The following is a 24,623-nucleotide window of genomic DNA, read 5'->3' as shown; positions in this document are numbered from 1 at the left end:
GGTGCGGTGCTCGCAGGACGACGATGCGCACCGATCTTCCACCGCCCCTGGCACCACGCACGGTTGCCGGCAAGCCGCCGCTGCTGCCCGTGCTCGTGGGTTTCTGGGTCGACGTGCTTATCGCTGGCGGCCTGCTGTTGACCCTCAGCGTGGCCGGCTTTGCATTGTGGGGCGCGGTGCGTGGCTTCGGCCAGGTACAGGCGGCCAAGGCGCAGGGGCTGACCCCCTCGCCCACCGAGGTCATGGCCGCCATTGGCCAACCCGGTGTCATGGTGCAGCTGCTCACCGCGCTGGTCAGCACGGCCACGCCGGCGCTGCTGTTGTACTACTGGCGTCGCCGCGCCACCCCTGCCGAACAAACCGCTTCACGGGCTGCCGCGCGCCGCGCCTCCACCTGGGGCTGGACCGCGCTGATCGCCGCCGCCGTGTTCCTGCTGAGCAATCTGGTCAGCGTGGCGGCTTCGGCGTTGGGCATCAAGCCGGTGCCCACCAACCTGCCGTTGATGAAAGAAGCGCTCCAGCAATGGCCGCTGGCACTGACGCTGTTTGCGGTGATCATCGCGCCGGCTTACGAGGAACTGCTGTTCCGTCGCGTGCTGTTCGGGCGTCTGCTCGCTGCCGCCCGCCCATGGCTGGGCATTGTGCTTAGCGGAGCGATTTTCGCGCTGGTGCACGAAGTACCCGGCATCAGTGGTAACGGCCCGGCCGCGATCGCGCAGCTGTGGCTGGTGTACGGCAGCATGGGCGCGGCGTTCGCATGGCTGTACTGGCGTACCGGCACGTTGTGGGCCCCGATTGCCGCGCACGGCATCAACAATGCCACAGCCCTGGCAGCGCTGTATTTTTTCGGGCTTGGCTGAGCCCCAAAAGCGGTCGCTTGCGAGAACCCAGCCGCAGCAGCGCGGCGCTTGGGCATCAAATGGATCCGCACACGTGGACAGCCGATCGCTCCGGCCCGGCACGCGTTATCGGCCGCGCGGAACCGTTTGACGAAAAGTTAAGACGAGCCTGCCAAAATGCCTCCATGGTTCTAGGGGGATCGAATGAAAGCTAGGCTGTTGATCGTTGTTGCCGTGCTTGCACTGACGGCGTGTGCCACCACAACTTCGCCAACCGGCCGCCGACAGGTGGTGGGCGGCGTATCGCAACAGCAGTTGGACCAGTTGGGCGCGCAATCCTTCGCGCAGACCAAGGCCAAGGAAAAAGTCAGTACCGACGGCAAGCAGAACGCCTACGTGCAATGCGTGGTCAACGCACTGGTGGCGCAACTGCCGCCGCAATGGCGCGAAACCAAGTGGGAAACCGCGCTGTTCGTGGATAACGAAGCCAATGCCTTCGCCCTGCCTGGCGGCAAGGTCGGTGTCAACACCGGCATCTTTACCGTCGCCAAGACGCAGGATCAGCTCGCCGCCGTGCTCGGGCATGAAATCGGCCATGTCATTTCGCGCCATCACGAAGAGCGCATTACCCGTCAGCTCGGCGCGCAGACGGGCCTGGGCATCATCGGCGCGCTCGCCGGTGCCGCCTATGGCGACGGGGCGGCCAGCGCAGTCAATCAGGTCGGCGGTATAACCGCCCAGACAGTATTCCTGCTGCCGGGCTCGCGTACCCAGGAAAGCGAAGCCGATGTGGTCGGCCAACGTCTGATGGCCCAGGCCGGATTCGATCCGGCGCAGGCGGTGACGCTATGGCAGAACATGATGGCCGCCAGCGGCAATCGCCAACCGCAGTGGCTGTCGACCCACCCCGATCCTGCCAACCGCATCCGCGAACTGCAGGCCGATGTTGCCCAGCTCGAGCCGGTGTACCAGCAGGCCAAGCAGAGCGGACGCGCACCGCGTTGTGGCTAGAGCCGCTGACGACATCCGCGCGGCTGCCGTCAACCCGTACGAACACCTATTCCGTACAACGCATGCCTGCCTACCCTGGGGTCGCAGACGCAACCACACCGGTCACGGCCCGTTAGCGACGCTAAGACAGCTGTTCCCCGCTTCTGATTGCCGCAACACAACATGGAAACCGTTTTCGGGAACTGAGACTTTCTGCTAAGTTTGCCGGCTCAGATTTTTCGTACAGCGCCCATTCCGCTTTTCGTACCGCCCGACGGCGGATCGTCCGAGGTGAAACATGAAACTGCTCAACCGCAAGCAAGCCCTGTTGTCCCTGTTCATCGCCGCGTCGCTGGGTGGGGCTGTCGTCACCGATGCGGTCGCGCAGTCGGACCGTTCCTCCGAACGGGCCAGCCGTAAATCCAAGAGCGGCAAGGCCGAGGAGCTGTACCCGCAGTCGACCCGCCAGGCACCGACGATCAAGCCGTCCTCGAAGTTGAGCAGCAAGCTGCAGAAGCTGATCGAAACCTTCAACAAGGGCGAGGACTACCAAGGCGTGCGCACCCAGGCCGATGAGATCCTGGCCAACAGCGCGGCGAACGACGCCGACAAGGCGCTGGCGGCCCAGCTAGCCGCGCAGGCTGCCTACAACCTGGACGACACCGCCGGTGCCAAGAAGTACCTGCAGCAGGCCATCGGCCTGAACGCGCTGGACAACAACGGCCATTTCCAATCGATGCTGATGCTGGCGCAGTTGCAGATGCAGGACGACCAGCAGGCCGAGGGTCTGGCCACGCTGGACAAGTATCTGGAGGAGAGCAAGTCGCAGCGTCCGGAAGATCTGATCCTCAAGGGCCAGGCGCTGTACCAGACCGAGCGCTACAAGGAAGCCATCCCGGTGTTGAAGCAGGCCATCGCTGCCTCGCCCGAGCCCAAGGACAGCTGGAACCAGCTGCTGATGGCGTCCTACGCCGAAGCTGGCCAGACCGGCGAAGCCGTTGCGGCCGCCGAGGCGCTGGCCGCCAAGACGCCCAACGACAAAAAGGCCCAGCTCAACCTGGCCAACATGTACATGCAGGCCGACCAGATGGACAAGGCCGCAGGCGTGATGGACAAGCTGCGTGCCTCCGGTCAGTTGACCGAAGAAAAGGAATACAAGCAGTTGTATTCCATCTACGCCAACACCGAGAACAAAGAAAAGGACGTCATCGCCGTCATCAATGAGGGTATGCAAAAAGGCATCCTCAAGCCTGATTATCAGACATACCTTGCCCTGGCCCAGTCGTATTACTACAGCGACGATGTACCGAAGGCGATCGAAAACTGGCAGAAGGCCGCACCGCTTTCCAAGGATGGCGAGACCTACTTGAATCTGGCCAAGGTGCTGCATTCGGAAGGTCGCATCCCGGAGGCCAAGCAGGCCGCACAGCAGGCGATCGCCAAGGGTGTTAAAAAACCCGAAGACGCCAAGAAGATCATCAACCTGAAGTAAAAAAAGAAAATAAACCCCCGAAATCCCTGTGTTTTTAGTAGTTACAGGCCTCGGGATTGGTATAAGCTTGGGAGTTCCTGCGGTGTCAAAGCCGTCCGAAAACCTGGGGATCATCACAGTGATCCGGGCCCCCACTGAAAGAGCCATTGGCGCATGACGGAACAACTCGTTATCCACAGGCATGACTACGATGCCGGGAACCAGGGTCTGAGCTGGGCCCGCATTATCGGCATTGCTTTTGTAATTGCTTTGCACCTCACTGCACTGATGATGTTGCTGATCCCTGCAGTGGCGCCGAAGGCTCCGGCAGAGAAGGAGCGCACCACCATGGTCACCTTGGTGGATGCACCGCCTCCCCCGCCGCCGCCGCCGCCGCCGCCGCCGGAAGACAAGCCGCCGCCGCCGGTCAAGAATCTGTCGCCGCCGAAGCCGTCACCGGTTCCGCCGCCGCCGGAAGCTCCGGTGGTCGACGTTCCCGAACCGCGTCCGAGCGATATCGTCACGCCGCCGAGCCCGCCGAGCCCTCCGGCTCCGCCGAGCGACATTGGCGCCAGCGTCGATATCTCGTCCAAGAACATGAACCCGCCGAAGTACCCGCCGGCTGCATTCCGTGCCGGTGTCCAAGGTGAGGTCATCCTGATCGTGGATGTGGATGCCAGCGGCAACGTGACCAACGTGTCGGTCGAAAAGTCCAGCCGCAACCGCGACCTTGACCGTGCCGCGATGGACGCAGCACGCAAGTGGAAGTTCAACGCCTCCACTGTCAACGGGCAGAAAGCTGCCGGACGTGTCCGCGTCCCGGTCAACTTTGCTCTGAACTGATCCCACGGGCCGGCCACGGTCGGCCCAGGATCCTGTCTTCCTTTCGCTCCACCCTTCATCACCACACACAACAAAGGTAAGCGTCATGCTGCAGGAATTCTTTATCGCCGCCGCTGCAGGGGGCTCCAATCCGTCGGCCGCTCTGTCGCAGATGGGCTTCGAACACTTGATCACCGAAATGACCTCCAGCCCCGGCGACTTCGCCGTGTCCTGGGTCGTGTTGATCACCCTGATCGCCATGTCCGCTGCCTCCTGGTACTGGACTGTCATCAACATCTTCCGTGCCACCCGCCTGAAGAGCGCGGCTGACCGCGTCACCACCGCGTTCTGGGATGCCCCGAATGCACAGGACGCCATCCGCGCCATGGAAGAACAGCCGGCTTCCGAGCCGTTCTCCAAGATCGCACTGGACGCAGCCCAGGCTGCTGCGCACCACCAGCGCGCCGAAGGCAGCACCGGTGGCCTGGGCGAGAGCCTGAGCCGTTCGGAGTTCGTCGACCGCGCCCTGCGTCAGGCCGTGACCCGCGAAAGCACCAAGCTGCAGTCGGGCATGACCTTGCTGGCCACCGTCGGTGCGACCGCGCCGTTCGTCGGTCTGCTCGGCACCGTGTGGGGCATCTACGGCGCGCTGATCAAGATCGGTGCAACCGGTTCGGCCTCCATCGACGCCGTTGCCGGCCCGGTGGGTGAAGCGCTGATCATGACCGCGATCGGCCTGTTCGTCGCGATCCCGGCCGTGTTTGCGTTCAACTTCTTCTCCAAGGTCAACAGCTCGGTGATCGCCAAGTTCGACACCTTCGCCCACGACCTGCACGACTTCTTCGCCACCGGTTCGCGCGTTCGCTAATCCGGTCGTCAAGAACGCCTTCGCAACGATTTAGACGGAGCCCGTTATGGCCTTCAGTAGTGGAAACAGCGGTGGCCCGATGGCCGACATCAACGTGACGCCCCTCGTGGACGTGATGTTGGTGCTGCTGATCATCTTCATCATTACGGCACCGCTGATGTCCCATAAGGTCAAGGTGGAGCTGCCAGAGGCCAACTTGATCCAGAAGGAAGATGCGGAGAAACGTGCCGCGCCGATCACTCTGGCCGTCAAGGAAGATGGGTCGCTGTACTGGAACGACGAGCCGATTTCCAAGGAAGCCCTGGAGTCGCGCCTGTCCACCGCCGCACAGCAGACCCCGCAGCCGCCGCTCAACCTGCGTGGCGACCGCACGACCAAGATGCGTACGATCAACGAGATCACCAAGATCGCGCAGGGTCAGGGCATGCTGGACGTCGGTTTCGTTGCAACCAAAGTGAAGGGGCAGTAGCCATGGCATTTAGTACTGGTGGAAGCCGTGGGCCGATGGCCGACATCAACGTCACGCCCCTGGTGGACGTGATGCTGGTGCTGCTGATCATCTTCATCGTCACCGCGCCGATCATGACCTACCCGATCGCCGTGGATCTGCCGCAGCGGGTGCTCAACCCGCCACCGCAGACGACCGAACCGCCGCCGCCGATCGAGTTGCGTATCGACGCCAGCAACCAGGTGTTCTGGAACAACAGCCCGACTCCGGTCGATGTGTTGCAACAGAAGATGGAAGAAGTGGTGCAGGCCGATCCGACCAATCAGCCGGAACTGCGCATCGATGCAAATCCGGATGCGGAGTACGAGGTGATGGCCAAGGTGCTGGCCGCTGCGAAGAACTCGCAGATGAAGAAAATCGGCTTCATGCAGCAGTAAACGTATCTGCAAGACCGCAACACAACAGTCATGACGCGACTGCAACGCCACCGGAAACGGTGGCGTTTTTTTATGTGTTAGGTGGGTGATCGTGCCTGCAGACATGCCTGCGATCCAACGAGCGTGAGTGCGGTACGAAGCAACAAAGCGGCCATTGCTGTGAAAGACTGTCGATCAACGCCACCGCAGCATCCACTTACGCGAACGTAGTTGTCGCCAACCCAGGCATCGATCATCGATGCCGACGTTACCGCATGAACTTAAGCGCTAACGTGGCCGCTACGCAGAATGTCGACGTACGCGCGCACGCTTGCATCCAACCCCTGATACAGGGCTTCGCTGATCAAGGCGTGGCCGATGGAGACTTCCAGCACACCCGGCACAGCGGCGAGAAAATCGCCCAGGTTGGCTTGCGACAAATCGTGCCCGGCATTAATGCCCAGGCCTGCGGCACTGGCACGCTGCGCGGCGTTGGCGAACAGCGCCAAGGCGGTATCGGCCTGGCCGCTGGCATGCGCGTGGGCATACGGGCCGGTGTACAGCTCGATACGGTCCGCACCGAGCGTGGCCGCGCGGGCGATGTCCGGGTTACCTGCATCGACGAACAGGCTGACACGGCTGCCCAGCCGCTTGAACGCTGTGATCAGCTCGGCGAGTTGGACGGTGTCCTGCGCAAAATCGAAACCGTGATCGGACGTCAGTTGTCCATCGCCATCCGGTACCAGGGTGACCTGCTCGGGGCGCGTGGCACGACATAACTCCAGCAGACCCGGATAATCGCCGCGCGGCGGCGCAAACGGGTTGCCTTCGATATTGAATTCGACTCCGTGCTCGCGTGTCAGCGCGCTCAGCGCCAGCACATCGTCGGCGCGGATATGCCGCTGGTCCGGTCGCGGATGCACGGTGATGCCGTGCGCGCCGGCGGCAATACAGGCGCGTGCGGCCTGCACCACGTCCGGGTCGGCGCCGCCGCGCGAGTTGCGCAGGACTGCGATCTTGTTGACGTTGACGCTGAGCTGGGTGGTCATGCGGCGATCAGGCCTGCGGCTCGCTGTCGCGTGCGGCGGCCAGGGCAGCCGACTTGCGTGCTTCTGCCAGCTCGCGCAGGCGGCGCAGCTCGGCCGGGTCGATCATGCTGCTGGTATCGCGTTGGGTGTCGCCCATGCGCGAGGCGAACCAACCGCGCGTCCACAACAGCAGCAGCAGCAACGCCACCAGCAGCGAGGCCACCAGCAACCACACGTGCGGCGTACTGAAGGCCAGCACCAGCGCACCCAGTGCCATAAGCAGAAACAGCCAGTGCATGACGAGCTCCCCGTTGAGTGGCGGCAGTGTAGCGCCGCGCCCGGCGCGGTTCCACGTGGGCACCGCACCGTTGGTCAGAGCAGCGGCGACAGCAGCCGGGCAAACGCTTCGGGCAGGCGCGAGCGCCATAACGGCCGGTGTCGCGCGAATTGCACTTCCTGCGCCTGTTGCAGATCGGTGCCGATCAGCCCGGCCATCTCTGCCGCCACGGCCTGGTCGCGGAACAGCATCGACAGCTCGAAATTCAGCCGGAAGCTGCGGCTGTCGAAATTGGCGCTGCCGACGATGCAGACATCGTCGTCGGCCAGCAGCGCCTTGGTGTGCAGCATGCGCGGCCCGTACTCGTAGATGCGGACACCGGCTTCCAGCAGCTCGTCGAAATATGAGCGTGCCGCGTAGGTGACCAGGCGCGAATCGCTGACCCGCGGCACCAACAGGCGCACGTCCAGCCCGCCGAGCGCGGCCGAGGTCAGCGCCATACGCGCCGCTTCGCCGGGCACGAAATATGGAGTCACCAGCCACACGCGGTGCTTGGCTTCATGGATGGCGGCGACCATCAGGCGGTGGATCGCTTCCCACGACGAATCCGGACCCGACACCAGCACCTGCGCATCGACCGTGCCTTGCGCGCGGGTGGGCATATCGTCGGGCCATAGCTGCTGGCCGTGGAAAGCTGCGCGGCCCTGGCTGGTGGCATAGAGCCAATCCTCCAGGAACACCAGCTGCAGACTGCGCACTACATGGCCTTGCAGGCGCACGTGCAGATCGCGATACGCCTGCTTGCGCACCTGCTCGTTCTCGTCGTCGGTGACGTTGATGCCACCGGTGAAACCGATGCGGCCATCGATGACGATCACCTTGCGGTGGGTGCGCAGGTTCAACCACGGCCGCTTGAATGGCTTGAGCAACTGCGAGGGGTGGAACCAGGCGGTTTCCACCCCGGCCTCGCGCAGCGTGCGCAAGGCGCGTCGGGTCATTGCCGATGAGCCGATCGCATCCATCAGCAGCCGCACCTTGACCCCGGCACGGGCACGTTCCATCAGCGCAGCGCAGATCGCGGTGCCGCTGTGGTCGGGCTGGAAGATGTAGTACTCCAGATGGATATGGTCGCGTGCGCCCCGGATCGCTTCGATGATGGCGGCGTACGTGGCAGCGCCATCCACCAGCCAGTGCACTTCGGTGGCGCTGCTGGGCGCCAGCCCGGTGGTGGACTGGGCGATCTTGGCCAGCTCGGTGCAATCGGCATCCGGCGGGCAGACGCTGCTGTAGCTCTCCATGCCCGAGCGCGAGCGCCCGCGCCGCAGCCGCTGCCGTTTGACCTTTTGCGGCCCGAGCCAGTAGTAGATCAGCAGCCCCAGGTACGGCAGCGCCGCCAGCGACAACACCCAGCTCAGCGTGGCCACCGGTTCGCGCTTCTGCAGCACGATCCAGCCGGCGATCCATAGCAGGTACAGCACATAGGCGGCGAGGAGGAGCGCTTCGAGGTGGGGAATGGTGGCCAGCCACTCCCACGCGCCCTGTGCAAGTGCGAGCATGCGCGGATTCTAAGAGCCGCTGCAGCGGTCTGACGGGCGCCTGGACTGCCGCAGTGCTGCTCGAGCTCCGATGATCGCGCGTGATTGTTCGCAGGGTGCTCGGACATCACAACAATCTAATGTGATCAAGCTCGACCTTCGCAAATGACGCCTGGATTGAGGTTTGACGGTAGCCATGAAGGCAGTGACACTCGTGCAGCAGGGGATCGAAACGGAGCTTTTGACGATGAAGATGATCGCAATGTTCAGCAGCTTGGTGCTCTTAGGATTTGTCGGAAAAGCCACTGCAAATGACATTCACTTCTGCGATTCGTGCACGCAGACTCAGCGAGGAGTACTAGCAACTCAGCTGACCTCCGGTCTTGGCCAAGTCTACATCGGTGATCGCACTACAGGCGTTCCATACCTCTACACAGTCAATACTGTAAACGGCCCCGTCTCGGTGGCACCACCCGGGATTCAAGAGCAGCCCGTGTCTCAAGCGGATGCCGACCAATTCGCGATCTACTCGTTGGTGTATCGGAGCTATGGAAATATCGGCACGCTCAACGTAAAGATCGACTTGGCGAATGGAACTGTTGCACCGAGCTCGGTCAGCAGAATGGTTGAGGTGGCGTCCGACGAGTCGTCTGCCTTTGCTAGCGCCTTCGACGTACGCCGGGAAGGTGCGACCCGTCAACAAGTCATCCAGTGGCTTGAAAAAAACGACTGGCAAGTGCCCAATACAGGCGAAAATTTCATCTTCTTCATCCAACAGGTTCTCTCCAACGCCTATAAATGGAGGAGTTCGGAGGACTACAGCATCCGTATTGATACCACTTTCAACGACAAGAGCAGAGCGATTTTCGCCTATGATTCCGCAAAGCGCGCCATTGTTTACGTTGAAGCCTACGATTCGGCGGGCAATCTCATTGGGACGTCCAGCAGTGAGCCGATCAATGTCGATTACAGTTCCTACGAAAGCCCGGGCGCAGCATCTCGGCCCGACTACCAGCGCGGCATAGACTGGCTCACGTCAAGTGGTGCAGCCACCATCTCTGGAGGCACAGTGACGGTAGGTAGTGGCACTGTCCTTGTCGGCGATGTGGTCCAAGTCAAGTAATGAGGACCTTCCGCATCAGGGGGCGCAGGTTAGGCCTGCGCTTTCGTGAAACAGTTCTGCTTGCGGGCACGTTGGCTTGCTCGGTGCTCTTTGTGGCGACTCAACGTCAGATCGGACTGCTGTGCTATGCAGTAGCTCCCATTCTGCTTTTAGCGTTTTTTGTGCTGCAAGCAGATTTGGTGTGGCGTGGACATAAGACCGCAGGGGCGGCCTTCATCATGGCTGTTGCTGCTTGGCTGACGTTTTCAGTCCTCGCCACCTATGCCTTCTCTGGCTTGGTGCACACCCACAATTTTTTGGGCACCTGGCTTAAAGCGCTTCTGGGAGCAGGCTTCTTTGCCGTTCTCTTTTCTTTGTCAGTGCTGCTCGCTAGGAAACGATCGGTGAGCCTCTATTGGTATTTGGCTGGAAGCCTGGCGGTCGTGATCGCAGTGGCAGCAGTTCATCCGGAAAACTCCGGCGACATCACAGTTAACTGCGAAAGAGGCAGCTGTGCTGCTGGCATCATCGCCTTTTGGCCCGGTGCTTTCCAGGCTGCGGATGGCAAGCGACCTATCTCCGTTGTCCTTCCTCATTCCGGCGGCGATTGACAGTAAGCAATCCTGGTTGATCGGCCCAACATTGCAAATACACGTAGCCTAACGATTGGATGTGCACTGCTATTTCGGATCCAGGGTTTCAACGTGGCGAGGTGTCATTGAACCCGCGACCTCGGAATACCCGCCTATCTCCGCATAACGACATGAGACACTGCGATTCTTAGCCGGAGTCGAACTAGCATCGCAAACCGCATAGAAAAATTAGAAAAGATTAAGCTGCGGCGTGTCCGGTCTGGGTGGACGGAAGTGCGTGGTATCGAGTCTGGGCAATCGCCCGAATCCAAGGCGCCGATACGCGATGGAAAAACGCTGCGCGATCAGTTCTGCAAACGGGCCCTCGCCGACCATGCGCTTGCCGAAGCGGCTGTCGTAGTCCTTGCCCCCGCGCATCTGCTGGACCAGGCTCATGACATGCTTGGCACGATCCGGATAGTGCAACTCGAGCCACTCGCGCCATAACTGGGTGAGTTCGTGCGGCAGGCGCAGCAACACGTAGCCGGCCGAACGTGCGCCGTGGGCTGCGGCCGCGTCCAGAATGCGCTCCAGTTCCTTGTCGTTGATCATCGGGATGACCGGAGCGACCAGCACGCCTACCGGTACGCCGGCAGCGTGTAGCGCCTGCATGGCGCGCAGTCGCGCATGCGACGCGGCGGCGCGCGGCTCCATCTTCGCCGCAAGCCGATTGTCGAGCGTGGTGACCGAGAAATACACCGACACCAGGTTGTGCTGCGCCATCTCGGCCAGCACATCGATGTCGCGTTCGATCAACGCCGCCTTGGTCACGAAGCTGACCGGGTGACGGGCCTCCGCAAGCACTTCCAGGCATTGCCGGGAGATGCGCAGGCGCCGCTCGGCGGGCTGGTAGGCGTCGGTATTGATCCCCAACGCGATCGGCGAGCACTGGTAGGACGGGCGTGCGATCTCCGCGCGCAGCAGCGCGGCCGCATTCGGCTTGGCGAAGATCCGCGTTTCGAAATCCAGCCCCGGCGATAGATCCAGATACGCGTGCGAGGGTCTGGCAAAGCAGTACACGCAGCCGTGCTCACATCCCCGGTACGGGTTCACCGACTGCGAGAACCCGATGTCGGGCGAGTTGTTGCGGCTGATGATGCTGCGTGCGATTTCCTCGGCCACCACGGTCTTGGGGCGCATGGCGGTCTCGCCATCGGCATCGAGCGCGCCCCAGCCATCGTCTATCTCGACGGCGGTGGTGACCGAGAAGCGACCGGGCACGTAGGCGGTGGTGCCGCGCCCCTTGATGACCGTGCGCGAGCTGTGGACATCCCGCTCCGCTGCCGCACTCGCGCTGGGGAAAGAGTTCTTCTGCATGCTGTTAGTATTATTACTAATGATGCGCGGTGCAAGCGACGTGTACTGGTCCGAGGAGCGAGCACAAGCGTTGCGATGCGGTGCGCAGTCGCAACTGGGGGAATGGAGAATCGGGAATCGGTAAAGCAACAGCAGCAGCAACAGAAAGCGCCGCCGTTGCGATTCCCCATTCCCGATTCCCTATTCCCCGCCGTAAAGCGCCTGCGCCGATTGAAACAGGATCCAGCTGGTGGCGATGAACTTGTCGCCGCCGACCGGGCGGTTGCCGCGGTGGGTATGGGTGAAGGCGGTGGGGGCGATCAGCAGACTGCCGGTGCGTGGGCGCGCCTTGCGTTGCTGGAACAGGAATTCGGTTTCGCCTTGCGCGAAGTCGTCGTTGAGATACAGCGTCCACAGCAGATGCCGATGCAGCGTGTCGGCATTGGCATCGCGCGGATACAGCTCGCAATGCCAGTACGGGTAGCCGCCCTGGTCGGCGGTGTACCACTGCAGATTGATCGCGCCCGGGCGCAGGCAGGTGCGTGCCAGATCGCCCAGTGCCTGGTCGCTCATCTGCACGATGTCCTCGGCCACCAGGCGATGCGGTCTGCCATCGGCAGTGGTGACCTGCAGCATCAGCGGTGAAATCAACGCCTGCGGATACTGCCGCAGGTAGGTGAGCACGCCCTCGAACACCACCTGTTGCAGGCGGTTTTCCACTTCGGCCCATTCGGCCATCCCACTGATGCGCAGGTCGCGGCTGTGTTTGAGGTCGGGAAAGACGCCGCCACCGATGCGGCCGGGATGCAGCTGCTGGCTCTGGCGCATGCGCTGCACGATGGCCACGCAATCTCCGTGCGCGATGGCGTTATCGGTGATCTGGATGAAGTCGGGTTGGCTCATGCGCCTGACCATAGCAATCTGTCGCGCCGGTTGCAGCGTTCGCCATGCATTGCGCAGGCTGGATCGGTACGCGACGTTGTTGGCATCCCAGTACGCGGCTAGGTGGCGACACCGCGCAGGGGGGTGAAGCGCTGCGCTGAGGCGATGCGTCCTGCCTGCTTCGCTTGTTGCGTGTGATGGCTGCCCGTGTCGTGTGTGGAGCGTGCAAGGCAACAAAGAAAAACCCCGCCGAAGCGGGGTTTTTGGCCACTCAACGCGTGCTGCGGCGATCAGAACTTGTAGTTGATCGACGCGGCCAGCACGTCGCCCTTCACGTCGTAGCTGCCGGCAAGACGGTCGCCGGTGGCGCTGCGGGTGTCGCTGGTCGGGTCGCTGGTGAACAGGTGGGTGTAGCCGAAGTTGTACTCGGTCTGCGCCGACGGACGCCAGCTCATACCCAGCGAAACCCACTTGCGGCTCGCGTCCGGCACGCGCACGTCGCGGTGTTCGGCCGTCGTCGGGGTTTGGTCGTACGCCAGGCCGCCGCGCAGGGTCACCGTATCGCTCAGGCGGTAGTCGGCACCGATCGAGGCGAAGGTGGTGTCGCGGTAGGAGAAGTCCAGCACGCTGTCGGGCTGGTTGGAAGCGAAGTCCACGGTCACCTGGTCGAACTTGCTCCAGGCGGTGCGGGTGACGTCGGCCATGATCGACCACTGCTCGTTCACGTTATGCGTGAAGCTGGCGGTGGCGCTGGCCGGCAGCTTGACGGTGGCGCGGCCCTTGGTATCGACGAAGGTACCCGGTGCGGCCACGCTCAGCACGGCGGCAGCACTGCCCGGCACGGTGAAGTCGGCGGTGCCGTCGGTGATCTTGTGTTCCACCTGCGAGCGGTAGCTGAAGCCGATGTGGGTGTTCTCATCGATGCTGAACAAGCCGCCCAGGGTGAAGCCCACTTCGGTGCTGTCGCCCTTGATGCGCGAGTAGCCATCGGCGCTGCCCGGCGCGAAGCCCGGCACGCGGCGCGCAGCCAGCACGCTGCCGAAATCCACCGCGTTGGCCAGGTCGATATCCAGACGCTCGGCGAACAACGAGGCACCGAAGGACACGTACGGGTTCACGTCATAGGAGAACGCGACGTTGAAGTCGATCGCCTGCAGCTCGGTCTTGGTGCCGTGGTAGCGGCCGACCCAGTCGCGGTCGTATTCGGTCTTGAAGCCGAACGGCACGGTCAGCGAGGTGCCCAGGTGCATGTTGTCGTTCTCGCCGAACGGCACGTGGAAGTACATCGCCGGGACCGGCGCGATCATGCCGGCGTCGCCGCCGTTGCCGCCGGACACCGGCGCGCCGTTGGCGTAGGCCGCGGTGTCGGGCTGGAACTTGGCCGAAAAGCTGATGGCGCTGACGTCGGCCTGGAACAGGCGGCCGTCCAGCTGGCGCATGCCGGCCGGGTTGGTGGCGATGATGGAGGCATCATCCGGGGCGCTGCCCGAACCTGCGAATGCGCGGCCAAGGCCCTTGGCGCTGTTTTCCTTCAGCTGGAACGCGGCGCCGTGCGCCTGACCAACGGCCAGCACGCCAGCGATACCGACGGCCAAGAGGGTGGCGCGGCTGAGAGTGGAAGCGGTAGACATAAGTTGTAGCTCTCCGGATAAGGACTGCAATGGTCGGTTCAGCGCCCGCGTCCAGCACCAATCCAGTGCCCGGAGCGCGCCGGAGACCCCCCCCCGACATACGACGCCGTACGCAGTATACCCATGACGATTAACCGAACAATAACAAGGCCTGTGCTGAACGCGCCGTCAGGTTAGGGCTGGGTTCAGCAGCGTGGACCGGCTATTGTCCCCGTCCGATGTTCGTCTCTCTTCCTTCCCGCAAGAAACCCACCCCGCGCTGGGCGGTGCCGTTGCTGTTCGCCACGGTGTGGTTGGCGTATTTGTGGTCGATCAGCCGGCCGGGCGAGGCGCGCAATACGTTGTGGCTGGACTGGGGCGCCCTGTCCAGCGGCGTCTCCAATCTGGGCGACTGGTGGGCCACCTTGCGCGACGGCAGCGTGCTGCGCCTGTTCACGGCCCTGTTCCTGCACGCCGACTGGTCGCATCTGCTCGGCAACCTGGTGTTCCTGCTGATCTTCGGGCTGCCGGCCGAACGTATCCTGGGCCCGTGGCGGTTGTTGCTGCTGTTTCTGGTTGGCGGCGCGGCCTCCAACCTGGCGGCGATCTTTGCCATCGGCACGCCGGACCGGGTGATCATCGGCGCCTCGGGTGCGGTGTCGGCGTTGATCGGCACGTACCTGGCGCTGTTTCCGGGCGCCAAGCTGGGCGTTGTCCTGCCGCTGGGCGTGTTTCTGGAATTCATCCGGGTGCCGGCGCCGCTGTTGATCGGCGCCTGGGCACTGCTGCAGGTGGTGTTCGCCTACATCGGCCCGGCGTTCGGCATGGTGGCGTGGTCGGCGCATATCGCCGGTTTCGTGTTCGGCATCGTGTACGGCCTGTATGTGCGCGCGGCGATCGCGCGGCGGCTGCGCAAGCGCCACGGCTTCTGAGGCGCGCAGCGCACCGGCTGTACCCGCAGGCCGCAACCTGGGCGTGGCCCAGGTACCGGCACGATGCCGCGCATGTCGCTGTCCAGGCGCGCGCCTATAATCGTGGGCATGTCCAAGTCTCTGTACAAAGTCACCTTCCTCAATCATGGCAAGGTGTACGAGCTCTACGCGCGTGAGGTCACCGGCAGCCATCTATGGGGCTTCAACCAGATCGGCGAGCTGGTGTTCGACGTGCACGACGGGCTGGTGGTGGACCCCACCGAAGAACGCCTGCGCGAGGAATTCGGCAATACCAGGACCTTGCACCTGCCGATGCAGAGCATCGTGCGGATCGAAGAAGTCGAGAAAAAGGGCCAGTCGGTGATTCGCGATGCCACCACCGGCGACAAGGTGGTCACCCCGTTCCCCTCGCCGATCAAGCCACGCTGATGCGCATTGTGGTGCCCGACGACTACCAGGGCGCCGTCGCTCGGCTGCCCTGCCTGCAGCAACTGCAGGGCCACCAGATGCAGGTGCTGGGCGCGTTGGATGCGGAGCTCGATGCGCGCGCCGCATGCCTGGCCGACGCCGACGCGTTGGTGTTGATCCGCGAACGCACGCGGGTGGATGCGGCGCTGCGGCAACGGCTGCCACGGCTGAAACTGATCAGCCAGACCGGGCGCGTGGGTGCGCATGTGGATGTGGCGGCGTGCACCGCGTTGGGTGTGGCGGTGGCCGAAGGCGTCGGCTCGCCGGTGGCGCCGGCCGAGCTGACCTGGGCGCTGATCCTGTCGGCCAGCCGTCGGCTGACCGACTACCAGCATGCATTGCAACAGGGACGCTGGCAGGCGCTTGGCGATCCCGGCTTGGGCCGCGTGCTGCATGGGCGCACGTTGGGGATTTGGAGTTACGGGCGAATCGGCCAACGCGTGGCCGGCTTCGGGCGCGCCTTCGGCATGCAGGTGGTGGTGTGGGGCGGCGAGGCGTCCTGTGCGCAGGCAGCGCGCGATGGGTTCGCGGTTGCGGGCAGTCGCGAGGACCTGTTCGAACGCAGCGACGTGCTGTCGCTGCATCGGCGTCTGACTGCGCAGACACGGCATGACGTCACCGCCCAGGATCTGGCGCGCATGCGCGCCGACGCGTTGCTGGTCAACACCAGCCGCGCCGAGTTGATTGCGCCTGGCGCCTTGCTCGCTGCGTTGGACGCGGGCCGGCCGGCGCAGGCCGCGCTGGATGTGTTCGAGCACGAGCCGGTGCTGGACCCGCGCGATCCGCTGCTGCGGCATGCGCGCGTGCTGGCGACACCGCATCTGGGATACGTGGAGCGCGACAGCTACGCGCTGTATTTCGATGCGGCGTTCGACAATGTGCTGGCGTTCGCGGCGGGCACACCGCGCAACCTGGTCAATCCCGAGGTGTTGGCAACAACGCAGCGGGTGTGATTCCCCGCTGGGTCAGCGCGGTCTTGAAGCAGCCAGCAAGCCGCGCGCGCTGCTGCCAGGTCAGCGGGGCCCGATGTTCGGTGTGGCATGTACCACTCCTCCACCGATTCCTGTGTGCCGACCGGACCTACGTCACGACGCCGCGCGCAGGTCTGTTGCCCACGCTTAGTTGACCGGCTCGGCAGGCTTGTCCGTCGGCGTCGTCGGCTGCACCGGTTCGGCTGGCGCTGGGGGTGTAGTGGCCGGCTTGGCTTTGCCTGCCGGTTCGGCCGACCTGGGCTTGTCCGTGGTCGCCGGGCGCGCTGCGGCGGGCTTGGGCTCGGCACCGGTCTTATTGGCGGCCTTCGCCTTCTGCGCGGCCTGCGCCTTGGCTTTGCGTGCAGCCTGCGCCTTGGCGGCGGCGCCGGGTTGCTTGAGTTCGGCCAAGGCTTCGGTGATCGGGCCGTCGCCCGGCAGCACGTCGCCGGCGCTGTAGCCCTCCTCGCCTTCGTCGTCGCCGCGCAGGTGGCCCGGCAAGGTGGCTTCGCTGTAGTCGGTCAGGCTGGTCGGCACATCGGCATCGCCCGGCTGCGGTTCGGGGGTGAGCAGCACGTCCGGCACGATGCCGCTGGCCTGGATCGACTTGCCGCTGGGCGTGTAATAGCGCGCGGTGGTGAGCTTGACCGAGTCGCCGTTGTCCAGCGGCAGCACGGTCTGCACCGAGCCCTTGCCGAAGGTGCGGCTGCCGATGATGCGTGCGCGCTTGTTGTCGCGCAGCGCGCCGGCCAGCACCTCCGAGGCACTGGCCGAGCCGGCGTCCACCAGCACCACCACCGGTGCGCCATTGAGCAGATCGCCCGGAGTGGCGTCGAACTTGGCATCGCTGATGGAGATGCGCCCGCGCGTGCTGACGATATTGCCCTTGTCCAGCAGATCGTCGGCCACCTGCACCGCCGAGGTCAGCAGACCGCCGGGGTTGCTGCGCAGATCCAGCACCAGGCCGCGCAACTTGCCGCCGGCCTGCAGCTGCTTGAGGTTCTTCTGGAAGTCGGCGCCGGTGTCGGCCTGGAAGGTGCTGATGCGGATGTAGCCAAAGCCCGGCTCCAGCAGCTTGCTGCGCACGCTGGCCACGCGGATGGTTTCGCGCTGCAGGGTCACATCGAACGGCTTGGGCGTCTTGTCGCGCATGATGGTCAACACGACCTTGCTGCCGGATTCGCCACGCAGCGGCTCCATGGCCTTGCTGGCATCGATCGGCTTGCCGTCGATGGCCACGATCACATCGCCGGCGCGGATGCCGGCGCGCGCGGCCGGGGTGTCGTCGATCGGCGCGATCACCTTGAGGGTGTTGTCCTGCTGCTGCAGCAATTCCACGCCGATGCCGTCGTAGGCGCCGGTGGCCTGTTCGTCGAAGGCTTCGGCATCTTCCTTGTCGAAATAGGTGCTGTGCGGGTCCAGGTCCGAGAGCAGGCCACGCACGGCGGCGTGCATCAGCTTCTTGTCTTCGACCGGGTCGACGTAGGCCTGCTTGACCGCGTTGTAGACCGCCACGAAACGGCGGATCTCATCCAGTGGCACCTTGGAAACAGCGGCTTCATTGGCTTCCGGATCGTCCGCGCTGGCCTGGGCGGCGGCGGGGCCGGCCTTCTGCGCCCAACCAGGCGACGCGAACAGGGCCAGCGACAGGGCAACGGACAGGACGGCTACGCGCATGAAGCACTCCGACAAAGAGATAAGGCGCCCCGCAGCGCGGAGCTGACCGGATTATGCGCGAAGCAGCGGTAAATCCGCGTTGAATCGCGGGCGGTGCGCGGCGCTCAGCGGCGTTGCAGCCAGCTCGATGGATCCACCGGCTGCCCGTTACGACGCAATTCGAAGTACAGCGCCGGCACGCCCTGCCCGCCCGAACTGCCGACCTTGGCCACCGCGTCGCCACGTTTGATCGATGCGCCGGCATCGCGCAGCAAGGTGTCGTTATGCGCGTACAGGCTCATGTAGCCGTTGCCGTGGTCCACGATCAGGATCATGCCGTAGCCGGTCATCCAGTCGGAAAACACCACCGTGCCATCGGCCACTGCAGTCACGGTGGTGCCCTTAGGCGCGCCGATCAGCACGCCCTTGCTGGTGTGGCCATCGGGCAAGGTGGCATTGAAGCGCGCCAGCAGATTGCCCGCCACCGGCCAGCTGAGCCCACCGACCTTGGGGGCCGGTGCGTTGGCGACTACCTTGGGTGGCGTCTTGCCGGGGCGATCGGAACGCTCGGTTTTGCTGCGCTTGGCCTGTGCGGCGGCTTCGGCGGCGGCGCGTCTGGCGGCAGCGCGCCGTTCGGCTTCGGCCTTGGCGGCGGCCGCGCGCAGATTGGCGAGCAGTTGTTCCAGCGCCTTGGCGTCCTGGCCGATTGCCTTTTCGCGCTCGGCGCGCTGTTTGTAGCGATCGTCCAGCTGCGCGACGGTGGCCGCCTGTTGCGAGCGATCCTTCTGCAACGTGGCCGCCTGCGCCTTTTGCTGCGCACGCGCGGCATCCAGCGTCTGGCGCCGGGTGGCGATGTCCTGTTCCACTGTCGCCAGGGCATCCAGTTGCGTGGTCAAGGCGTGGATGCGCTGCGCGCGTGCGTTTTGCACATAGCGGTGATCGGCCAGCATGCGCGTGGCATCGCCCACCGTGTCCTGCGACAGCAGCACCTTCAGCGGTGCATTGCGGCCCACCTGATCGGCGGCGCGCAATAACGCCGCCAGCTGCGCGCGCTGGTTCTGCAGGCCGCGCTGCAATTGCGCGCGTTCCTGCTGCAGGGTGGACAGATGCTGTTCCTGCGCGCGCATCGCCGCTTCGGTCTCGCTCAATGCACGTGCGGTCTTGGCCACTTTCTCGTCGGCCTGGCGCAACTGTTGCGCGGCGGTGCCGCGCTTGCCTTCTAGTTCGCGTCGATCGGCGCTGATGGTCTTGAGCTCATCGCGCAGCTGCTGCAGTTTGCGCTCGGTCTCGCGCTGGCTCTGCGCGCTTGCGCCCATGCTGCCCAGCAAGGTGCAGGCCAGCACGCCCACCGCCAGCCACATCCGTCCACGGCCGGTGGCAGGAGCGAGCGGCAGGCGCGGCAGCGGTGCGGGCGAAGGGGGCAACGAAAGATCCAGTGACTTCAGGCAGGTGCGCGATTGTAGCCAAGCATGATGTGATCGCCGCCACGCCCCAGACAACCGCCGCCGCGCGAGGTTCAGCATGAAGCCCCAAATTCTTCTCCTGGCACTGTCCCTGGTCTGCACGAGCGCCTGGGCCGACGAGGACGTCAGCAAGGTCAACGGCAAGATCAGCGCAGATGCCGGCAAGACCTATGGCGCCCTGGAAACGGTCAACGGCTCCATCGAGATCGGTGCCGGTGCCCAAACCAAGAACGTGGAAACCGTCAACGGCGGCATCCGCATCGGCGACAACGCGCGTACCGGTGGCGTGGAAACGGTCAACGGCTCGATCACGCTGGGCCAGAAAGTGACGGTGTCCGGCGGGCTGGAAACGGTCAATGGCAGCATCCTCGCCGAGCGCGGCAGCCAGATCAGTGGCGGCGTGGAAACGGTCAACGGCAGCATCGGGCTGGTGGGAACCGAGCTCGGCAAGGGCATCGAGACGGTCAATGGCGACATCACTGTCGGGGTAGGTTCGCATGTGCGCGGCGGCATCGAAGTGAGCAAGCCGAGCTTCGGTTTTTCGTTCCAGCCCTCGCGCAAGCCGCGTGTGGTGATCGGCCCGGATGCAGTGGTCGATGGGCCGTTGCACTTCGAGCGCGAGGTCAACCTGTACGTGCACCGCAGCGCCAAGATCGGCGCGGTGAGCGGCGCCACCGCGCGCAGCTTCGACAGCGACGTCGCGCCGAAGGACTGACCGACGCAACACGCACCTGCCGGTGCGTGCGCCGGATCCAGGGCACCTGCTCCAGGCGCCCTGCCCGGCCCGCCATGCGACTGCAGCGCACGCAGCGACGCGCTCACCTCGCCATGCGGCGCAGGCTCTAAGATCGGGATTCCGCCGCACGAGGAGTTCCGATGCCCCGCAAGATCCTGTTGTGCCTGGCCGCGACGCTGGCCCTGGCCGGCTGCAAACGCGAACCCGCCGATGCGCCCAGCGCGCCGGTCAGCCGCCACACCTTCTCCCCGGACATGACCACTGGCGACTTCGCCGAACTGGTCAAGACACTGGCGTCGGACGACTTCGAAGGCCGCGGCCCGGGGACGCCCGGCGAAGAAAAGACCGTGACCTACATTCGCGACCAGATGCAGCGCATCGGGCTGCAGCCCGGCAATGGCGACAGCTGGTTCCAGGAGGTGCCGATGGTGGAAACCACCGCCGATGCATCCACCGCCCCCAGCCTGCGCAGCGGCGAGCAGACCCGCACCCTCGCCTTCGGCACCGACATCGTGGTCGGCACCCGCACCGGCCAAGCCGAGGTCAAGCTGGACAACAGCGAGCTGGTGTTCGTCGGTTACGGCGTGGATGCGCCCGAGCAGCAGTGGAACGACTACGCCGGCCAGGAATGGAAGGGCAAGACGGTGGTGATGTTCGTCAACGACCCGGGCTTCCACACCGACGATGCCAAGTTGTTCGACGGCAAGCGCATGACCTACTACGGGCGCTGGACCTACAAGTTCGAAGAAGCCGCACGCAAGGGCGCGGCTGCGGCGTTGATCGTGCACGACACGCCCGGTGCCAGCTATGGCTGGGACGTGGTGAAAAATTCTTGGTCCGGCCCGCAATACGACTTGCCGGCCAAGGACGACCCCGACCCGCGCCTGCCGGTGCAGGGCTGGATCAGCGCCGAGACCGCCAGGCAATTGTTCGCCAATGCCGGACTGGACCTGACGCAGGCCTACAAGGACGCCAGCAAGCGCGGCTTCAAGCCGGTGCCCTTGAAGGCCAGCTGGTCGGTCGACCTCAAGAGTACGATCGCGGCGAAGACCTCGCGCAATGTGGTCGGCGTGCTGCCGGGCACCAGCCACGCCGACGAGGCGGTGCTGTACATGGCGCATTGGGACCACCTGGGCAAGCATCCGGGTGAACGCGGCGACAACATCTACAACGGCGCGGTGGACAACGCCACCGGCGTGGCCGGCATCCTGGAAATCGCCGACGCATTCGCCCATCAAGACCCCAAGCCGACGCGCTCGGTGGTGTTCCTGGCGGTGACGCTGGAAGAATCCGGCCTGCTGGGTTCCAAATACTACGTGGCCAACCCGAGTTTCCCGCTGGACAAGATCGCGGCGGTGATCAATCTGGATGCGATGTCGGTGGCCGGGCGCGCCCGCGATGTCACCGTGGTGGGGATGGGCAGCTCGGAGCTGGAGGACATCCTCAAGCCGATCGCCGCGATGCAGGGGCGCACCCTGCACGCGGAAGCCACCCCGCAAAGCGGCTCGTATTTCCGTTCGGATCACTTCAACTTCGCCAAGGCCGGCGTGCCGGCGTTGTATGCCGATGGCGGCGAAGACCTGCGCGAGGGCGGCACTGCCGCCGGGCGTGCCGTCGCCGAGGACTACGGACGCCATCGTTATCACGCGCCTGGCGACGAATACGACGCCGCCACCTGGAAGCTCGATGGCACCATCGAAGATCTGCAGGTGGTCTATGGCGTGGGCAAGGAGGTCGCTGCTGGCGAACGTTGGCCCAACTGGTACCCCGGCAACCCGTTCAAGGCCGCGCGCGATCGCATGATGGCCGGCAGGCCTGGCACAAGTGCGGCGAGCGCGCAGCCGGCCGACGCCACCAGTACGGCTACGCAGACGAACATGGCCAAGCCCCCACGCTGAGGCTTGCCGATCCACTGCTGCCACACGGTGTAGCAGCAACGCACCAGCACACCAGCACTCCGGTTCGCGCCACCATCGGTGAGAATCTTCTGTTACGCAAAAGGCCTCCCATCGGAGGCCTTTTGCGTTGCTGTGTCATGTCAGGCATCTAGCCCATCGCCATGCAACATCGCTGAGATGCGATCTTGCGCGATCAGTGGCTTGCTGCACTGACGCTACATGTCGGCCCAAGGCGCGGCAGCGTGGCTACGCTGCGTGCGTCCTCTGCGATGCTCGATCTGCCCTACCCGCCTGGCAGGCCAACGTGACGTGCGCCAACTCAATCGTTCTCCACGCTCACCACGTGGCCGTCTTCCGGATCCACGTGCAGTTCGACCTTCTGCCCGTTGCGCTTGGCATCGGCCTTCCACAGGCCATCGTTGAACTTGAGGTCGTGCACATCGGCATAGCCGCCGGTGGACAGCGATGCGCGCACGTCGGCTTCGCTGAGCTTGGAGGTGGTCTGGTCGCCATAGACGCGGCCGGTCACCGGGTCGATGTGCACGTCCACATCCTTGCCGTCGCCGCTACGCGCATCCGCGGTCCAGACGCCGTGCTCGAACTTGAGGTCGTGCACCTTGGTGTAGCCCTTTGCGGTGAGCATGCTGGTGACCTCACCGGAGGTGAGCGCCTTGGCCGGCTTGTCGGCCGCTTGTGCCAACGCGCCCTGCGACACCAAGGCTAGGACGCCGATCAGTGCGGTCTTCATCAATCGCTGTGTCATGGGAATGCTCCTGCAGTGAAGTGCGCTCATGCTGGAGGGCGGCTTATCGCCATCAGGTGAAAGGCCGCAAGCGGCCGCGACGAAAGTTCAGTAAGCTGAAATGCGCAGGTGCCAGTTCACCTGCGCTACACGCGTTGTTTACATCGAAACGGCTGTTGCGGCCGAGCACGCAGCAACATGGCTATCCACGATGGAATCGCAGTAATCGGCGTGTGCATCCCATCGTGCCAACGCCGTTTGCCCGCGCGCTGCGTGCGTAAGACAAAGCCGCCTTACGGCGGCTTGTCTGGCATCAGCGTGCCGTGCGTGCAACGGATGTGCTTGTTGCGGAGGTCGATGCAGCGGAAGTGCGCGCCGCGGCAGCAGCGACCGGTGCACGCGTGGCGAGTGCGGCCTGCGGCGACAGGATCGCCATCTGCGGCTTGTCGGTGCCGTCCTTGTTGGGGTGCACGCTGTATGCGTAGCTGAGGTTCCACCACGAACCGGCCGCCCACCAGGTCCAACCCAGCCACACATCTGCATTGGTTTCCATGTACGCCAACATGCCTTGCAGCGCCTGGTTGCACACCGCATTGTTGGCGGTGCCGAATTCGGCCAGAAAGCCGCGCTTGCGGTTGGTGCGCAGCCACTGCGTGAAGTTGCGCAGGCGCTCGGCGCCAATGGTGCTGCTGACACAGGTGCTGCTGGTGCCGCTGGAATCGGCATCCTGATACTGATGCACTTCGAAGGCGTAGCGATCGAGCGGGTCGTAGATGGACGTCAGCGCGGTGGCGTTGGAGTAGCCATCGGTCGTGGTGGAATACCAACTATGCGCACCGGTCCACAATGCGCCGGGCACCAGAATCAGGTTATTGGCACCGGTCCTGCGGATGGCATCGATGGCGGCCTGCGCTGCGCCGGCCCATTCGCTGGCCGAAATATTGTTGGGCTCATTCATCAGCCCGAACATCACCGCGTTGTCGCTGTTGAACGCCAGTGCGAGACGACGCCATAGATCGGTAAACGTGGCCACCGGTACTTCCGGGCTGCCAATCTTGTAGCCGTAATACTTGGCGTAGTTATGGATATCGATGACCAGATACATGCCGGCTGCCTTGGCGCGTGCCACGGCCTGTTGCAGCAACGCGAGTTGGGCCGGATCCAGTTCGCCGCTCGCGGTGGGCTGCAGCCGTTCCCACAGGATCGGCAGGCGGATGGTATTCATGCCGACACCGGCGAAATAGGTGTAATCGCTGGCCGCCGCGTACATATAGTCCTTGTTGAGGACTCCGGGCTTTTTGGAAGATGCGAATTCGGCACCGGACAGATTGACGCCGGCATAGGTGAGCGCGCGCGTCTGCGCGTGGGCCAACGGCAGGCTGCCAAACACGATGAAAAGCAGCGTGGAGCGCAGTAGCGCGCGCAACGAAAAACAGACAGCAGACATGACACAACTCCTCAGACGGGGGGAGATGCAGCGAAGTGCATGCGCGTTGCGCGCGATGCGCTGCATCGGTCTGAATCAATGCATCAGCCGTGCCCAA

Annotated in this window: 24 protein-coding genes; 14 read left to right on the top strand and 10 right to left on the bottom strand. The window is 64.1% G+C overall.

Annotated elements, in window-relative coordinates; translation table 11 throughout:
- Positions 1–23: 23 nt before the first annotated feature.
- The 7 genes from F7R02_RS11535 (at position 24) to F7R02_RS11505 (ending at position 5,875) form a co-directional block, all read left to right on the top strand.
- The gene (locus tag F7R02_RS11535) at positions 24–860 is read left to right on the top strand and encodes a CPBP family intramembrane glutamic endopeptidase (RefSeq protein WP_003482209.1); all 837 of its coding nucleotides are present in this window, start codon (positions 24–26) and stop codon (positions 858–860) included.
- A 183-nt stretch (positions 861–1,043) separates the two neighbouring features.
- Positions 1,044–1,850 carry a M48 family metallopeptidase gene (locus tag F7R02_RS11530; RefSeq protein WP_078588824.1) on the top strand — a complete coding sequence of 269 codons (807 nt, stop codon included), beginning with the start codon at positions 1,044–1,046 and terminating at the stop codon, positions 1,848–1,850.
- Between the two features lie 277 nt (positions 1,851–2,127).
- Positions 2,128–3,321 carry a tetratricopeptide repeat protein gene (locus tag F7R02_RS11525; protein ID WP_005912441.1) on the top strand — a complete coding sequence of 398 codons (1,194 nt, stop codon included), beginning with the start codon at positions 2,128–2,130 and terminating at the stop codon, positions 3,319–3,321.
- Positions 3,322–3,474: 153 nt separating this feature from the next.
- Positions 3,475–4,143: an energy transducer TonB gene (locus tag F7R02_RS11520; RefSeq protein ID WP_005921855.1), complete on the top strand. Its 669-nt coding sequence runs from the start codon at positions 3,475–3,477 to the stop codon at positions 4,141–4,143.
- A gap of 85 nt (positions 4,144–4,228) precedes the next feature.
- A complete protein-coding gene (gene exbB, locus F7R02_RS11515; protein ID WP_005912445.1) occupies positions 4,229–4,990 on the top strand; it encodes a TonB-system energizer ExbB in 762 nt (253 codons plus the stop codon).
- Between the two features lie 46 nt (positions 4,991–5,036).
- Complete coding sequence (locus F7R02_RS11510; protein WP_005912447.1) at positions 5,037–5,459, top strand: ExbD/TolR family protein; 423 nt, start codon at positions 5,037–5,039, stop codon at positions 5,457–5,459.
- Positions 5,460–5,461: 2 nt separating this feature from the next.
- A complete protein-coding gene (locus tag F7R02_RS11505) occupies positions 5,462–5,875 on the top strand; it encodes an ExbD/TolR family protein (RefSeq protein WP_005912449.1) in 414 nt (137 codons plus the stop codon).
- A gap of 260 nt (positions 5,876–6,135) precedes the next feature.
- Here F7R02_RS11505 and F7R02_RS11500 read toward each other — a convergent pair whose 3' ends face one another.
- The 3 genes from F7R02_RS11500 to cls all read right to left on the bottom strand — a co-directional run bounded on the left by F7R02_RS11500 (position 6,136) and on the right by cls (position 8,715).
- Positions 6,136–6,903, bottom strand: coding sequence for a pyridoxine 5'-phosphate synthase (locus F7R02_RS11500; RefSeq protein ID WP_003482190.1), 768 nt, complete (start codon positions 6,901–6,903; stop codon positions 6,136–6,138).
- Between the two features lie 7 nt (positions 6,904–6,910).
- Positions 6,911–7,180 (bottom strand): hypothetical protein, encoded by a 270-nt coding sequence (locus tag F7R02_RS11495; RefSeq protein ID WP_005912451.1) that lies wholly within the window; start codon positions 7,178–7,180, stop codon positions 6,911–6,913.
- A 74-nt stretch (positions 7,181–7,254) separates the two neighbouring features.
- The gene (gene cls, locus F7R02_RS11490) at positions 7,255–8,715 is read right to left on the bottom strand and encodes a cardiolipin synthase (protein ID WP_005912453.1); all 1,461 of its coding nucleotides are present in this window, start codon (positions 8,713–8,715) and stop codon (positions 7,255–7,257) included.
- A 472-nt stretch (positions 8,716–9,187) separates the two neighbouring features.
- Here cls and F7R02_RS11485 point away from each other — a divergent pair, with 472 nt between their 5' ends.
- Entirely contained in the window at positions 9,188–9,817 is a 630-nt protein-coding gene (locus tag F7R02_RS11485) for a hypothetical protein (protein ID WP_078589049.1), read from the top strand.
- Complete coding sequence (locus tag F7R02_RS11480; RefSeq protein ID WP_005912457.1) at positions 9,817–10,407, top strand: hypothetical protein; 591 nt, start codon at positions 9,817–9,819, stop codon at positions 10,405–10,407. The genes F7R02_RS11485 and F7R02_RS11480 overlap by 1 nt, the downstream gene beginning before the upstream one ends.
- Positions 10,408–10,617: 210 nt before the next feature.
- Here the strand turns inward: F7R02_RS11480 and F7R02_RS11475 are convergent, their stop codons facing one another.
- The 3 genes from F7R02_RS11475 to F7R02_RS11465 form a co-directional block, all read right to left on the bottom strand.
- Positions 10,618–11,745, bottom strand: a complete 1,128-nt coding sequence (locus F7R02_RS11475; RefSeq protein ID WP_078589045.1) for a PA0069 family radical SAM protein — start codon at positions 11,743–11,745, stop codon at positions 10,618–10,620.
- A 180-nt stretch (positions 11,746–11,925) separates the two neighbouring features.
- The gene (locus F7R02_RS11470; protein ID WP_078589043.1) at positions 11,926–12,627 is read right to left on the bottom strand and encodes a 2OG-Fe(II) oxygenase; all 702 of its coding nucleotides are present in this window, start codon (positions 12,625–12,627) and stop codon (positions 11,926–11,928) included.
- A 269-nt stretch (positions 12,628–12,896) separates the two neighbouring features.
- Complete coding sequence (locus F7R02_RS11465) at positions 12,897–14,237, bottom strand: outer membrane protein transport protein (RefSeq protein ID WP_078589041.1); 1,341 nt, start codon at positions 14,235–14,237, stop codon at positions 12,897–12,899.
- 218 nt (positions 14,238–14,455) lie between these two features.
- On the opposite strand from F7R02_RS11465, the gene F7R02_RS11460 reads away from it, so the two are divergent.
- The 3 genes from F7R02_RS11460 to F7R02_RS11450 all read left to right on the top strand — a co-directional run bounded on the left by F7R02_RS11460 (position 14,456) and on the right by F7R02_RS11450 (position 16,569).
- On the top strand, positions 14,456–15,148 hold the full coding sequence (locus tag F7R02_RS11460; RefSeq protein ID WP_003482177.1) for a rhomboid family intramembrane serine protease: 693 nt from the start codon (positions 14,456–14,458) through the stop codon (positions 15,146–15,148).
- 108 nt (positions 15,149–15,256) lie between these two features.
- Complete coding sequence (locus F7R02_RS11455) at positions 15,257–15,577, top strand: DUF1820 family protein (protein ID WP_003482171.1); 321 nt, start codon at positions 15,257–15,259, stop codon at positions 15,575–15,577.
- Positions 15,577–16,569, top strand: a complete 993-nt coding sequence (locus F7R02_RS11450) for a D-2-hydroxyacid dehydrogenase family protein (RefSeq protein ID WP_078589039.1) — start codon at positions 15,577–15,579, stop codon at positions 16,567–16,569. Before F7R02_RS11455 ends, F7R02_RS11450 begins: the two co-directional genes overlap by 1 nt.
- Before the next feature lie 165 nt (positions 16,570–16,734).
- On the opposite strand, the gene F7R02_RS11445 is transcribed toward F7R02_RS11450, so the two are convergent.
- Both F7R02_RS11445 and F7R02_RS11440 read right to left on the bottom strand, forming a co-directional pair.
- Positions 16,735–18,261: a S41 family peptidase gene (locus tag F7R02_RS11445; protein ID WP_078566658.1), complete on the bottom strand. Its 1,527-nt coding sequence runs from the start codon at positions 18,259–18,261 to the stop codon at positions 16,735–16,737.
- Between the two features lie 104 nt (positions 18,262–18,365).
- A complete protein-coding gene (locus F7R02_RS11440; protein WP_172397188.1) occupies positions 18,366–19,664 on the bottom strand; it encodes a murein hydrolase activator EnvC family protein in 1,299 nt (432 codons plus the stop codon).
- A gap of 97 nt (positions 19,665–19,761) precedes the next feature.
- Between F7R02_RS11440 and F7R02_RS11435 the strand changes: the two genes are divergently transcribed.
- Positions 19,762–20,418: a DUF4097 family beta strand repeat-containing protein gene (locus tag F7R02_RS11435; protein WP_003482163.1), complete on the top strand. Its 657-nt coding sequence runs from the start codon at positions 19,762–19,764 to the stop codon at positions 20,416–20,418.
- Between the two features lie 161 nt (positions 20,419–20,579).
- Positions 20,580–22,337, top strand: a complete 1,758-nt coding sequence (locus tag F7R02_RS11430; protein ID WP_078589037.1) for a M28 family metallopeptidase — start codon at positions 20,580–20,582, stop codon at positions 22,335–22,337.
- A gap of 319 nt (positions 22,338–22,656) precedes the next feature.
- Here the strand turns inward: F7R02_RS11430 and F7R02_RS11425 are convergent, their stop codons facing one another.
- Both F7R02_RS11425 and F7R02_RS11420 read right to left on the bottom strand, forming a co-directional pair.
- A complete protein-coding gene (locus tag F7R02_RS11425; protein ID WP_011050031.1) occupies positions 22,657–23,100 on the bottom strand; it encodes a PepSY domain-containing protein in 444 nt (147 codons plus the stop codon).
- A gap of 292 nt (positions 23,101–23,392) precedes the next feature.
- Positions 23,393–24,526 carry a glycoside hydrolase family 5 protein gene (locus F7R02_RS11420; protein WP_078589034.1) on the bottom strand — a complete coding sequence of 378 codons (1,134 nt, stop codon included), beginning with the start codon at positions 24,524–24,526 and terminating at the stop codon, positions 23,393–23,395.
- Positions 24,527–24,623 lie beyond the last annotated feature (97 nt).

The organism is Xanthomonas cissicola (assembly GCF_008801575.1).
Lineage (GTDB): Bacteria > Pseudomonadota > Gammaproteobacteria > Xanthomonadales > Xanthomonadaceae > Xanthomonas > Xanthomonas cissicola.
This window is presented reverse-complemented; position numbering and strand designations above follow the sequence as displayed.